Annotated in this window: 12 protein-coding genes; 3 read left to right on the top strand and 9 right to left on the bottom strand. The window is 67.9% G+C overall.

The window, feature by feature from the left end:
- Positions 1–161 precede the first annotated feature (161 nt).
- From ACODTJ_RS14465 to solA, 3 genes are read right to left on the bottom strand one after another with little or no spacing between them, the layout of a single operon-like run.
- Positions 162–1,349: a multidrug effflux MFS transporter gene (locus ACODTJ_RS14465; RefSeq protein WP_454657605.1), complete on the bottom strand. Its 1,188-nt coding sequence runs from the start codon at positions 1,347–1,349 to the stop codon at positions 162–164.
- On the bottom strand, positions 1,346–2,248 hold the full coding sequence (locus tag ACODTJ_RS14460) for a DMT family transporter (protein ID WP_454657604.1): 903 nt from the start codon (positions 2,246–2,248) through the stop codon (positions 1,346–1,348). Before ACODTJ_RS14460 ends, ACODTJ_RS14465 begins: the two co-directional genes overlap by 4 nt.
- A 25-nt stretch (positions 2,249–2,273) precedes the next feature.
- Positions 2,274–3,413 carry an N-methyl-L-tryptophan oxidase gene (gene solA, locus ACODTJ_RS14455; protein ID WP_454657603.1) on the bottom strand — a complete coding sequence of 380 codons (1,140 nt, stop codon included), beginning with the start codon at positions 3,411–3,413 and terminating at the stop codon, positions 2,274–2,276.
- Positions 3,414–3,618: 205 nt separating this feature from the next.
- Here solA and ACODTJ_RS14450 point away from each other — a divergent pair, with 205 nt between their 5' ends.
- Positions 3,619–5,340 carry a methyl-accepting chemotaxis protein gene (locus ACODTJ_RS14450; protein ID WP_454657602.1) on the top strand — a complete coding sequence of 574 codons (1,722 nt, stop codon included), beginning with the start codon at positions 3,619–3,621 and terminating at the stop codon, positions 5,338–5,340.
- Positions 5,341–5,488: 148 nt separating this feature from the next.
- Here ACODTJ_RS14450 and ACODTJ_RS14445 read toward each other — a convergent pair whose 3' ends face one another.
- The 4 genes from ACODTJ_RS14445 to moaA form a co-directional block, all read right to left on the bottom strand.
- Entirely contained in the window at positions 5,489–6,253 is a 765-nt protein-coding gene (locus ACODTJ_RS14445; RefSeq protein ID WP_454657601.1) for a hypothetical protein, read from the bottom strand.
- A gap of 10 nt (positions 6,254–6,263) precedes the next feature.
- Positions 6,264–7,733: a hypothetical protein gene (locus tag ACODTJ_RS14440; RefSeq protein WP_454657600.1), complete on the bottom strand. Its 1,470-nt coding sequence runs from the start codon at positions 7,731–7,733 to the stop codon at positions 6,264–6,266.
- The gene (locus ACODTJ_RS14435; protein WP_488849211.1) at positions 7,723–8,322 is read right to left on the bottom strand and encodes a hypothetical protein; all 600 of its coding nucleotides are present in this window, start codon (positions 8,320–8,322) and stop codon (positions 7,723–7,725) included. The genes ACODTJ_RS14440 and ACODTJ_RS14435 overlap by 11 nt, the downstream gene beginning before the upstream one ends.
- Before the next feature lie 75 nt (positions 8,323–8,397).
- Entirely contained in the window at positions 8,398–9,411 is a 1,014-nt protein-coding gene (gene moaA / locus ACODTJ_RS14430) for a GTP 3',8-cyclase MoaA (protein WP_454659017.1), read from the bottom strand.
- A 257-nt stretch (positions 9,412–9,668) separates the two neighbouring features.
- On the opposite strand from moaA, the gene ACODTJ_RS14425 reads away from it, so the two are divergent.
- Positions 9,669–10,031: a gamma-butyrobetaine hydroxylase family protein gene (locus ACODTJ_RS14425; RefSeq protein WP_454657598.1), complete on the top strand. Its 363-nt coding sequence runs from the start codon at positions 9,669–9,671 to the stop codon at positions 10,029–10,031.
- 58 nt (positions 10,032–10,089) lie between these two features.
- Here the strand turns inward: ACODTJ_RS14425 and ACODTJ_RS14420 are convergent, their stop codons facing one another.
- Both ACODTJ_RS14420 and ACODTJ_RS14415 read right to left on the bottom strand, forming a co-directional pair.
- A complete protein-coding gene (locus ACODTJ_RS14420) occupies positions 10,090–10,668 on the bottom strand; it encodes a L,D-transpeptidase (protein ID WP_454657597.1) in 579 nt (192 codons plus the stop codon).
- A 179-nt stretch (positions 10,669–10,847) separates the two neighbouring features.
- Positions 10,848–11,780, bottom strand: a complete 933-nt coding sequence (locus tag ACODTJ_RS14415; RefSeq protein ID WP_454657596.1) for a lytic transglycosylase domain-containing protein — start codon at positions 11,778–11,780, stop codon at positions 10,848–10,850.
- A gap of 155 nt (positions 11,781–11,935) precedes the next feature.
- Here ACODTJ_RS14415 and ACODTJ_RS14410 point away from each other — a divergent pair, with 155 nt between their 5' ends.
- On the top strand, positions 11,936–12,994 hold the full coding sequence (locus tag ACODTJ_RS14410; RefSeq protein ID WP_454657595.1) for a hypothetical protein: 1,059 nt from the start codon (positions 11,936–11,938) through the stop codon (positions 12,992–12,994).
- Positions 12,995–13,013 lie beyond the last annotated feature (19 nt).

The following is a 13,013-nucleotide window of genomic DNA, read 5'->3' as shown; positions in this document are numbered from 1 at the left end:
ATTCCGGGGCGCGCCGCAGGCGCGAACCCGGAACCCACGACTGGGTGAGACATCAGGTGTTCGGTTGCAAGCGGCTCACCCGGTCGTGGGTTCCGGGTTCTTCGCTCCGCGAAGCCCCGGAATGACAAAGGGTGGCGCCGACGGCTTGCCGCGGTGGTCGCTCAAGTGGCCTGAGGCCGCTTCCGCACGAACGTGACGGCGGCCAACCCGGTCGTCGTCAGAAGCCAGACGAACAGGTTCATCGATTGCGGCCACAGCGTCACCAGCCAGCTGATCAGGACGGTGAGCGCTGCGCTGAAGCCGAGCTGGGTCGCGCCCAATAGCCCGGCCGCCGAGCCTGCCAGCTCCGGCCGGGCCGAAAGGGCCTCGGCCGTCGCGCCGGGTATCGTCATGCCGTTGCCGACCGCGTTCAGGGCCAGCGGCAGGAACAGTGCCAACGGCGACCACCAGGGCGAGAGCGACAGGGCGAGCGCTATCGCGGTTCCGACGAAGGAGATCATCAGGCCGCGCCGCACCATCGTCTGCGTGCCCATGCGCACCGCCAGCCGCGACATCGCGAAGTTGCCGATCATGTAGCCGAGCGCGTTCAGGATGAAATAGGTGCCGTAGACGTCGGAGCCGCGCCCCATCGTCTCGACGATGATATAGGGCGTCGCCGCGATGAAGACGAAGAAGGCCGACGAGGCCGATGATCCCACCACGACGTTCAGCATGAAGTCGCGGTTGCGCACCAGTTCCGGAAAGACGCGGAAGACGCCGAGCAGCGAGCTCTGCCGGCCGAGATTGGGCGCGGTCTCCGGCAGGCGCGCAAGCGTGAAGACAAGCACGGCCGCGCCGAACAGGGTCATGAACCAGAAGATCGCGCGCCAGCCGAAGGCGGTCTCGATCTGGCCGCCGAGCCAGGGCGCGAGCATCGGCGCCACCACCATCACCATGGTGACGGTGGCGATCTGGCTCGCGGCGTTGTCGCGGTCGGCGGTGTCGCGGATGATCGCGCGCGACAGTGCGAAGACCGCGCCGCCGCCGGCTCCTTCCAGCACCCGCGCGATCAGCAGGACATGCGTCGTGGGGGCCAGCGCTCCGAGTACGGAGCCGAGCGCGAACAGGACGACACCAGCATTGACGCAGGGGCGGCGCCCGAAGCGGTCGGATAGCGGTCCGATGATGAGCTGGGTCACGGCGACCGCGACGAGGAACAGCGTCAGCGTGAGCTGGATCGTCGCGTAGTTCGAAGAAAAATGCCGGGCGAGCGCGGGCGTCGCCGGTGCGAGCAGGTTGAGCGCGATCGGCTGCAGCGCCGAGATCGCGACGAGGATCGCAAGCGTGGGCTTGACCGCAGCCGCCGTCATGCCGGCCGCTTCCGCGTGAGCTTCAGGTTGGAATCGGGCCGCACGCGCTGGCGATGCATGGTGTAGAGCCCGCTGCCGACGATCAGTGCGACGCCGATGAGGGCGTAGAGATCCGGCACGTCGCCCCAGACGGCATAGCCCAGCACGGTCGCGAAGACGACGATGGCGTAGCGATACTGCGAGATCACGCCGACATCGGTGCGCCGGAAGGCGCTGATGATGAAGAAGGTGCCGGCTGTGACCAGGACGGCGGCGAGCGCGACATAGATGGTCTCCACGCGCCAGATCGGCAGCCACTCCTCGGTGAAGCCGTAGGCGACGGCGACGATGCCGACGAGGATGGTCGTGGTCAGCGATACCACCGTCGAGGGCACGTCGTCGCCGATGGTGCGGGTCGTCAGGTCCCGGCCGGCGACGAGGATGGCGCTGATGACGGCGACGATGGCGGCGGCGTTGAAGGATTCGGCACCCGGGCGCACCACGAACAGCACGCCGACGAAGCCGACGGCCAACGCCACCACCCGCCGCCAGCCGACGCGTTCCATGCCCAGCAGAACCGCCAGCGCGACGATGAGCAGCGGCGAGGCCATGTTGATCGCGGTGAGATTGGCGAGCGGCATGAGGCCGAGCGACCAGCCGAAAGTCAGCGCGCCGAAGGCCTCGATAATGCCGCGCTGCAGCACGCGGGGGCGGAACGCCAGGCGCAGGCGATCGCCCTCGCGGGCGAGGAAGACGAGCGCGAAGCCGATCACGACCGCGATGCCGGCCCTGAGCGCGATCGACTGCCCGGCCGGATAAGCCTCGCGCGCGAGCTTCATGAACACGTCGTTGATGACGAAGAGCGACATCGCCGCGAGCATGAAGATGATGCCGCGGCGGTTTTCGGCTGCGCTGGCCAAGGGATGGAATCCAGTTCGGAAGGCTTCAGGCCGGCAGGCGTGACAGGGAGAACGGTTTCAGGTCGAACGGCGACTGTCCGACGGTCGAAAGGTCGGCGAGGATCTCGCCGATTGCGCTCGCGAACTTGAAGCCATGGCCCGAGCAGGCCGAAGCGAAGACGGCCTGCGGCACGCCCGGCACCGTGTCGATGATGAAACCCTCGTCCGGCGAGACGGTGTAGATGCAGCCCTTCACCGTCAGCGGCTCGCCGGCAGCGTCGGGGATATAGCGCGACAGGCATTCGCGGATGCGCGCGACCTGGGTTGCGCTCGGCGTCCGGTCGGGGTCGCGCGGGTCCATCGGCTCGCGCCCGAAATGCGGGCCGCCGAGCTTGAAGCCGGGATGCTCGTAGAGCGGGAAGCCGTAGAAATTGCCTTCCTCGACGCTGAGGATGAAGACCGGGAAGGCGCCTTCGCGGAACAGCTCCGGCCGGCGCGTGGTGAACCAGCCGATCGCCTGCTTCACCGTGTTGACCTGCCGGCTCAGTGCCGGCACCGCGTCGGTGATCCAGCCGCCGGAGGTGATGACGAGGCGCCCGGCGGAGTAAGTGCCGCGCTCGGTGCGCACGATCACGCCGCCCTGCGCCGTCGGCGTCCAGTCGAGCAGCGGTTCGTTGGTGCGGATTTCGGCGCCGCGCGACTGCGCCAGCCCGACATGGGCATAGATCGCCTTCTCCGAGGCGACGAAGCCGCCATCCGGCTGCCACAGGCCGATATGCCCTTCCGGCAGCTGGAAAGCCGGGAAGCGGCGCGTCACCTCCGAACCTTCCAGGACTTCATGCGTCAGACCGTGGTCAAGGCAGGATTGCAGCGAGGATTCGACCGGTCCGCCGCCCTTGGGCGCGAGATCGAGCGAGCCCGTGACATGGAGCAGCTTCATGCCGGCCTGTTCGCCGGTCTGCGCCCACAATTCATGCGCCCGCTTGACGATGGGGACGTAGTGCGAGCCCTCGAAATAGGCGAGGCGGATGATGCGGGTCAGGCCGTGGGACGAGCCCATCGCATGGCCGAGATCGAAGCGTTCGAGACCGAGCACCTTGAGCCCGCGCTGGGCCAGATGCCAGCAGGCGGCGGACCCCATGGCGCCGACGCCCGCGACGATGACGTCATAGCTGTGCTCGCTCATGGCTGCCTGTCCTGATGGCGCGTGAATTCCAGCCATACAGGGGCCGGCAGCGGGGGTCCAATGCGTCTCCGGCAAGGGCGCCGTGCGGCGGCGTGGAAGCCTTTGTTAACGGGCGGGGACCATAACCGGACGCGAGCTTGACCTATGGGGAGATTGGGTAGGAATGCAGGGCAGGATTCGACGATGGCTAGGCGCTCGACATGCGGTGGAGGAAGTCCCCGCGGCGCCGGTGCCGGTCGAGGAGGCTGCACCCCGGCAGGTCGCGATTCAGCCCTATGACGCCGCCGCACATGACGCCGTCGATGATATCGAGCGCGACATCCTGCGCGCGATGCAGCAGCTGACGAAGGAGCTGGGCGAGGTCGAGGAACGCTCGGCCGAATCCGAGAGCGGTTCGCGCACGATCCTCGAGAATGCCGGCAGCATGCGCATGGCCGTCGGCGCCGCCAGCGTGAACGCCTCCGCTCTTGCCGCCGCGACCCATCAGGTCTCGCAGGCGGCCGAGCAGGTCGATGGCGCCATGGTCGATGTCCGTGACAAACTCGACGCCGCCGTGTCGCGGGCCGGCGAGGCGGCGCTGATGCTGGATGGCCTGGCGACTGCAACCGGTGAGATCAAGGGTATCGTCGATTCGATCGCGGAGATCGCCCGCCAGACCAACCTTCTCGCACTCAACGCGGCGATCGAGGCCGCTCGCGCCGGCGAGGCCGGGCGGGGCTTCGGCGTCGTCGCGCATGAGGTGAAGTCGCTTTCGGTCGAGGTCAGCGAAGCCGTCGGCCATATCCGTGAACGAGTCGATCGTTTGACCCGCGCCGCCCAGGGTTCGACCGGGATCGTCAACGACACCTTGCAGATCGTGCGGGACGTCAATCCGATCATGGCGACGATCGGGCGTGCTTCCCAGGAACAGGCGAGCTCGACCGCAGAGCTCTCCCGCAACGCACACGAGGCGGCGCTGTTCGTCGAGGGCGTCGCGCGTCGCGCCGACGAGATCGACCGTATCGCGCATGAGACGGTTGCGGAGAACGAGCGCGCCCGCCGGGCCACGCAGAAGGGCAGCCGCCTCGTCGGCAACATGCTCAGGCGCTTCAAGCCCGTGCTGCGCCATTCGGCCTTCGCGGACCGGCGCCGTTTCGATCGCTTCCCCACGGCGCGCAAGGCGCATCTCGTCATCGGCAGCGTCGATGTCCCCGGTCGGCTGGTCGATCTCGGCCGAGGCGGGGCCTTGCTGGCCGGCTCGCCGCTGGCACGGCTGCCGACCGGCAGTGCGGGCATGGTCACGATCGAGGGGCTGCCGCCGCTGCCTTGTCGCATGACGGGTGCCAGCGAACTCGGCCTGCATCTCGCCTTCGCTGGCGATGCCGCCGGCTGCGGCGAGCTCGCGGGCATGATCGAGGAGATCGAGCGCTCATGGCGCCCGCTGATCGAGCGAGCCCAGGATTTCGCGCGCGAGGTTGCGGGCGCGATGGAGCAGGCGATCGAGCGTGGCCTGCTCTCCGAGAATGATCTGTTCGATCTCCGTTACGTCCCGGTGCTCGATAGTGAGCCGAGGCAATATCTGAGTCCCAGCCTGCCGGCGCTGGAAGCCGTCCTGCCGCCGTTGCTGGCTGGCACGCTCGCGGCTGATCCGCGCCTGGTCTTCGCCTTGCCGAGTGACCGCAACGGTTATGTGCCGGTCCATCACCCTGTATGGTCCCTGCCGCAACGCGCCGGTGACCCCGCCTGGAATGGGGCTTATGCCCGCAACCGGCGCATCATCGAAAGCCGCGCCGGTCTGAGCGCCGGGCGTTCGATCCGGCCGTTCCTCGTCCAACTCAGCCGGCATGAGATCGAGAACGGCCGCAGCGAATTGCTGAGCGAGGTCAACGCGCCGCTGCGCGTCCGTGGCCGCCATTGGGGCGGCGTCCGGATGGGGTATCGGCTCTGACGCGTGTCATCCCGTGCGCGCTGCGGCATGTGAATGCCGCTGCGCAGACACGGGACCGTCCTTCGGAAAAGGCACCTTCACGTCATGCGGTCCCGTGTCTGCGGCGCACCGCTTCGCGCTGCACCGCGCACGGGATGACAGCGCCCCTCTACAACCGATCCCAGCTCACGCTGATGGCGAGCTTCTGGAATGCCTGCTTCCACAGCGTGGCCGCCTGTTCGAGTCGCACCGCGTCGTACACGCCCTGGACCTGATGCACGCTCAGCTCCCAGCCCGACGCGCCCGAATCCTGCCAGACCTTGCCAAGCAGGCGCCGTAGCCGCTCCGGGTCGCGCGCGCCGGCCGCATTGCCGAACATCGTGAACTGGTTCGAGTTCTGCAGCATGTCGGAGACGAGCAGGATCTTGCGGTCCCCAGTCGGGACGCGGTTCTCACGGCGCGAGGCGACATCCCCGATCGCCTCGACGATGGGCGACTGGTTGCCCTTGCCGGGCTGGGTCAGCACGGTCAGCGCCTCGTCGAGCGGCCGGCCGAATTTTTCGACCCATTTGACGTATTCGCGCCGGGGATTGCCGATCAGCTCGCTCGCGGTCTTGCCGGGATTGCAAAGCGATACCAGCGAGGGAAAGCCGGGCTCGAACACGTCGTTGAAGACGTAGATCGACAGCATCCGGTCGGTCGGCAACTCGTCGCCGACCTGCTTGACCAGCGCCTTCAGGCGCTTCGCCTGCACCTCGCTCCACGGATCGCTCTTGTCGACGAGGATCAGCGTGTGCCCGACAGGCCCGGTCTTCGGGCACAAGGTCTCCTGGTCGCGCGGCTGGCCGCGCAGCAGGGAAGGCGCCGCGAAGAAGCCGACAAGGCCAAGCCCGGCGAGCACGGAGGCGACGATCGCCCAGTTCTCGGTCTTCATGATCAGCTCATTAGCGCTTCATTGCGGCGAAGTCCTCCGCCGCCTGCTTCTGGGCCGCCTCATCCTGCTCGAAGGCCTCGCGCCCGGCCTGCGCTGCCCGCAGCTTCACCTGCTCGATCTCCCCGGCAAGGTCGATCCCGCGCAGCAGCACCAGCCGATCCCGGAGCTTGGCCTCGATCAGGGCTGGCATGCTGGTGAGCTGTTGCTCGAAATCGTCGATCTGGCGCCGTGCCGCGACATATTCCGGCAGCTCCGCCGGCTGGTCGATCTCGGCCAGATTGAGCGATTGCGTGAAATAGGCCGGGGCGAGATCGGTGCGGACCCTGAGATTGGCCTCGCGATACTGCATCATCGCGGCGTCCTTGGCGGCGCGCAGTTGGCCCAGCCGCGAGAGATAGAGGTCGCGCGCCTTCTCGGCAGCCGCTTTCACGCCTTGCAACTTGCCGAGTTCGTCGCGGCAATCCTCGCGGAAGCCGTCCACCTGCGTGCGGATCGCCTCCAACTCGGGCAGAAGCTCAGCATCGAGCCGGCGCCGCTCCTCCTCGACCGCGCTCCAGCGCTGGCGCCAGCGCTTGTAGGCGGTGGCGTGGCCGGGATAGGTCCCGAAGGCGGTATAGCCCTTGCTCGCCGAGACGAAGGCGACGAGGCAGCCGATGATGACCAGCGCGACCGACTTGATGTCGTAGATCGCGAAGGGGGTCTCCATCATCCGCGGCATCACCTGGAAGGAGCGCGCATCCGGATTGGCGATCAGCATCTCCCGGTAATGCCCGACCGCGAGGTTGAAGAGCACGATCAGCCCGATCATCCCGGCATAGGCCGGCAGCGCCCAGAACAGGTGCGAGCTCTTCACATGCTGGCAATAGCGCGCCGGCCCGACCCCCATGAAGAAGCCGAGCGCGACGTTGAGCGCGGATATGATGACGGCTGTGGCGGCACCGCCGACCAGGCCGAAATCGCTGGCTTCGGCGAAGAAATTGCCGTTGAGCAGGCTCTCGATCACCAGCGGCACGACCAGGAAGAACAGGATGAACTGCCACTTGTCGAGTTTGGGGTCGGCCCGGCGCTTGTTCTCGTAATTGAAGAAGGCGTATTCGCGCTTGGCGCGGAGCGCGTCATAGACGCGCTGCTCCAGCTCGCCGCCATGCTTGCTCAGCATCGCGCGCATTGTCGCCTCGACGCCGCGCACGCGGCCCTCGAAGCGCTGCTGCGTGAACAATTCCCGCCGGCTGACGATCTCGGCCTGGATCGCGTTGAGGCTCGCCGCCGCCTCTTGCCGCAGCGTGGCGAAATGCTCGCGTGCCCGGGCGATCATGGTCTGCTCGGTCTGCGACAGCATCGTCGCATGCGCCGGCGGTTGGTTCTCGACGGCGTCGCTCGCGCCGTGATGCCCGGCCTTGACCGACTCGGCCAGATGATGGGCTGTCGGAGCGGGCGTCATCCGGACGACCCGCGAGGTTGCGCCGTCGTCATTCGCCATGGGCGGCTCGCATCAGGAAATGGCGGGCTTCGACGATATCGGCCCAGAAGTCGCGAAAGCCCGGATAGGCCGGGCGCAGATAGGCGCGCTTGAACCAGATCGTCAGCGCCACGAGCCCGCACAGGCCAAGGGTGGGCAGGACCACACCCGCAAGGGCTGGAATTCCCTCGACAGCCAGATGCGAGAGCATCAACGCCAGCCCGAGCGCGCTCGCGATCGCCAGCGAGGCCAGAACGCAGTGGCGGCCGGTATCGTAGGCGAGTTGCAGGGCCGCGGTCATGATGGTGATGGCGAAGGCCGCGCAGAGTTCGAGCACGGCAAGCCCGGCGACGATGGCCGCGATACCAGCCATGATCCCCGTTGGAGAGGCCGGCGACAGCGCGGCGAAAACCCCACGTGCCGAGGACCAGGCCAGGAACAGGCACAGCAGCAGCGTCGCGAGAAGCAGCACGGCGATCAGGGGCAGGGCGCGCCGCAGATTCGCGGCCATGATGGCGAGCCGCGCCGCATGGGTCTGCCTCACAGCACTATCGATCGCGCTCGCGGCCGCCTTGATCCGGCGGGCCATCGCCTTGAACTGTGACCGCATGCAACTCCACCCGTCGGCGGGACGGTGACCGCATTCGGGCGAGGGGTCAAGCGAGCGGCGGACGTCGAGGCTGGCTCAGCCGCCGGTGACGCTCATGTGCCGGCCGACGGCAGGACCGTTATGGCGGCGGTCGATGATGAAATCGTGCCCCTTCGGCTTGCGGGCGATCGCCTCGTCCATGGCGCGGAAAAGCAGGGCGTCGTCCTGCGAGGCCCGGACCGGGGCGCGCAGGTCGGCCGCGTCTTCCTGGCCGAGGCACATATAGAGTGTGCCGGTGCAGGTCAGGCGCACGCGGTTGCAGCTCTCGCAGAAATTATGGGTCAGCGGCGTGATGAAACCGACGAGCCCGCCGGTCTCCTTGACGCGGACATAGCGCGCCGGCCCGCCGGTTCGGTAGGGGTCGTCGACGAGCGTGTACTTGTCCATCAGGCGCCCGCGCACCACCGAGAGCGGCAGATACTGGTCGACGCGGCCGACCTCGATCTCGCCCATCGGCATGACCTCGATCAGGGTCAGGTCCATGCCGAGCCCATGCGACCACAGCATCAGATGCTCGATCTCGTCGTCGTTGACGCCCTTCAGCGCGACCGCGTTGATCTTGACCCGCATGCCGGCCTTGCGCGCCGCCTCGACGCCGTCGAGCACCACCTTGAGGTCTCCCCGGCGGGTGATCTCGCGGAACTTGTCGGGGTCGAGCGTGTCGATCGATACATTGATGCGGCGCACGCCATAACCGGCGAGCTCGGCGGCATAGCGATGCAGCAGCGAGCCGTTGGTGGTCAGCGTCAGCTCGTCCAGTGCGCCGGAGGTGAGATGCCGCGAGAGCGAGCGGAACAGGCTCATGATGTCGCGGCGCACCAGCGGTTCGCCGCCGGTCAGGCGCAGTTTGCGGGTGCCGCGTGCGACGAAGGCGCTGGCGATCCGGTCGAGCTCCTCCAGCGTCAGCAATTCCTTGCGCGGCAGGAACTTCATGTCCTCGGACATGCAGTAGACGCAGCGAAAATCGCAGCGATCCGTCACCGAGATGCGCAGATAGGAAATCTTGCGGCCGAACGGGTCGACCAAGGGCGGCCGCGTCAGCGGCTTCATGTCGTCGAGCAGCACGTCTGCCTCACGTTCCCGCATTGTGGAGCGGCCGGTCCGCGCAGGATGCGGGCGCGCCTTCACATTGCTATAGCATGACATTGGCACTGCGCCCGTGAAGGTCAAGCGCTAGCATCGGACCGAAAAGTGGAATGCACGTTTCGGATTAATCCGATGCGATAACAAATCGACGGATCGTCGCGCGCCCGATAGGACGCGCGGCGGTCCGTCCGATGGCAGCCTGCGAAGGACGAATACCGCCCATGTCATCCTGGCCGACCGAACTGCGCCTCTCCAAGGACCGCCGCACCCTGCATGTCGCCTTCGACGACGGCGCGAGCTTCGCGCTGCCGGCCGAGCTTTTGCGCGTCGAAAGCCCTTCGGCCGAGGTCCAGGGCCACCATCCCAGCCAGAAGACGATCGTGCCTGGCAAGGCCGAGGTCGAAATCCTCAGGGTCGAGCCGGTCGGCCATTACGCTGTCAGGCTTGGCTTCGACGACATGCACGAGACCGGCATCTACGCCTGGGACTACCTGCGCGAACTCGGCGAGCAGGGCGAGGAGAAGATGCGGGCTTATGTCGCGGCGCTGGCCGAGAAGGGGCTGTCGCGCGAAAGGCGGCGCTAAGTCCCAACGAAAAAGGCCGGCGTTTCCGCCGGCCTTTCCATCGAAATCTGCGCTTCGCTCAGCGCGCAACCACGACGCGGGTGCCGACCTTGGCGCGCTCGTAGAGGTCGATCACGTCCTCGTTCAGCATGCGGATGCAGCCCGAGGAGACCGCCTGGCCGATCGTCTCCGGCTCGTTCGAGCCGTGGATGCGGTAGAGGGTCGAGCCGAGATAGAGCGCGCGCGCGCCCATCGGATTGTCCGGGCCGCCCGGCATGAAGCGCGGCAGGTCCGGGCGGCGCTTCAGCATCTGGGCCGGCGGCGTCCAGGTCGGCCATTCCTGCTTGCGCGAGATGGTCTGGGTGCCCGCCCAGTCGAAGCCGGGGCGGCCGACGCCGACGCCGTAGCGAACCGCCTTGCCGTCCGACATCACGAAATAGAGGCGCCGCTCGGTCGAATCGATCACGATCGTGCCGGGCCTGTGCTTCGTCGGATAATCGACGACCTCGCGCGGGATGGCAGTGGCCTGCGCCTTCGCCGGATCCACGTACTGGACCAGCGGCTGACGGGTCAGAGGGTCGATTTCGGCTCGTGCGGCGGAGCCCAGGGCAAGCAGGCCAAGGCTGGCGAGCAGGGCCGGGCGGAGGGAGCGGATCATCGGAGGAACCTCGGGCGGATCGGGACGGCTGGGTCGCGAAATTGACGCAGAAAAGTCAACGTCTCCTGAACGTCCTGTCAGCTTCCCCAGGGTCGTGCAATCCAGCCGCAATCACATCGCCGGGAGCGATCGAGCTTTGCAGGGCTGCGTTGCGCGCATGCAACATCGCCGGATCGCCGTCAGCTCCGCAAGACGACGCAGGCGCCACGATCCGCCTGGATGCGCCGGCAGAGCGCGATCGCCTCGGCGCGCGTCGCGGCGGGCAGGCGCACCCGGTAGAAGGCGCGGGTGCCGCGACTGCGCAGGCGCGTCCCGATCACCATCGGCGGCAGTGCTCCGATGATCGCGCGATGGCGGGCGCCGGCCCGCTGGAACGTGGCGAGCGCGCGCGCCTTGGAGAAGTTGCCGGCAAGCTGCACGCCCCAGGGCGCGAAGGGTGCTTCCGCGATCGCTGGCAGGGCAGGGCGCGCCTGCCGGATCGCCATGAGCGTGGGCGCGCAGCTCGCCAGCGGATCGCCGTCGCGCGTCGCCGGCGGCACCGGCGGCGAGCGCCCGTCGCCATTGGCGCGGCCGACGGCCTCCTCCGCCCAGTCCTCGGCGGTTCGGCCGGTGATGGCGAAGACGTAGTTCTCGGTCTCGCTCGGCAGGAAGCGCGTCTGGCCGGCTTTTCGTGCGGCGATCCAGCCGGCAACGCGATTCGGCCCGCCATTATAGGCGGCGGCTGCGAGCCCCCAGTTGCCGAAGCGGTCGCGCAGCTCGGCCAGGAAATGCGCCGCCTTGGGCACGGCCTGCTCGGGATCGAACGGATCGACGAGGCCGCGCTCGCGCGCGGTGCCGGGCATGAACTGGGCGACGCCCTGCGCGCCGGCGGGGCTGGTGACGCCCGCGCGGAAGCTCGATTCCTGGAAGATGAGCCGGGTCAGGAAGGCGGCGGGCAGGCCCTGCGCCTTTGCTGCGTCGTCGATCAATCGGCACAGCGCGTCTTGGATGCCGGATGACGCCGGCATCGGCTCTTCGGTCGCCCGCGCCGCTGAGGAAAGCAGCGCGAAGCCGAGCAGCATTGCAAGCCCTTGCAGCAGGCTGATGGAGAGGTGAACACGGCCTGGCGTCATCGGCCTTCTCTGCCATGTTCGGTGGCCTGCGGCCATGCGGCCGTGCCTTTCGCGTTGTGACGAGGCGCCGGCCTGTGCGAAGAGGACGCCGCACGGCCGCCGGTTCCTCGTCGGTCGCGCTTCTGTTGGATTTGGCGTCGGAGCGGAAGGCCGGAATGGCGAAGGCCTGGATCAAGTGGTCGCGATGGTTCCTGGCGTCGGCGCTGGCCGTCGCCGGCCTGCTCTTCGCCTTCGTCGCGATGCTCGACCCCTTCGGCATGCGCGTCCATGCCGGGCAGGCGCCGCGGCCGATCATGGATATCAACCAGCGCTTCATGTACCCGCAGCTCGTCCGCTCCGGGCGTTTCAACGCGGCGGTGGTCGGCACCTCGACGATGCGGCTGCTCGATCCCGAGGTTCTCTCGCGCGGCCTCGATGCCCGCTTCGTCAACCTCGCGATGAATGCGGCGACGCCCTGGGAGCAGACGCAGATGGCGCAGCTCTTCCGGGAGCATGTCCGCGCGCCCAAGCGCCTGATCTGGGGTATCGACACGACCTGGTGCGAGGCTGATGCGACCGATGAGGCCAAGCGCCTGACGCCGCGGCCGGTGCCGGCCTGGCTGTCCCGCGAGGTCGGCTGGGGAGACTGGCCGAAGCTGCTCAACCTGACCAATCTGGAGATCGCCGGCCGGCTCATGGCCCATCGGCTCGGCTGGTCGCGCGAGCGTATCCGCGGCGACGGCTACGAGGTCTTCACGCCGCCGGAGACGAGCTACGACCTCGCCCGGGCGCGCTGGCACATCTATGCCGGCAATGGCGGCGTGGCCGCCGATCTCGCGCCCCTGTCTCCGCCAGCCGTCGTCACGCCGGCCGAGAGTGCAGCATGGCGCTTCCCGGCCCTGTCCTGGCTGGAAGACAGCATCAGTGCCTTCCCGACGGCGACGCAGGTGATGCTGGTGTTGCCGCCCGCCCATCTGGCCGCCTATCCGCGCCAGGGCTCGGCCGGCTGGCAGCGCTATGCGAGCTGCAAGGGGCAGATCGCCGCCCTGGCTCGCCGCCATGGCGCTGTCGTCGTCGACTACGCCCATGCCTCGCCGATCACTTCGCAGGACGCCAATTATTGGGACCCCCTGCATTTCCGGCTGGCGATTGCGGCCCGCTTCGGCGAGGAACTCGCCCGGATCGGCAAGGGCGGCGCGCCGTTGCCCGATGGGGCGGCGGTCGTACTGCGCTGACGGACGAGCGAGTAGCGGC

The organism is Allobosea sp. FG18, assembly GCF_057809495.1.
The sequence above is the reverse complement of the archived record's forward strand: the minus strand, read 5'-3'. Positions and strand labels throughout refer to the sequence as shown.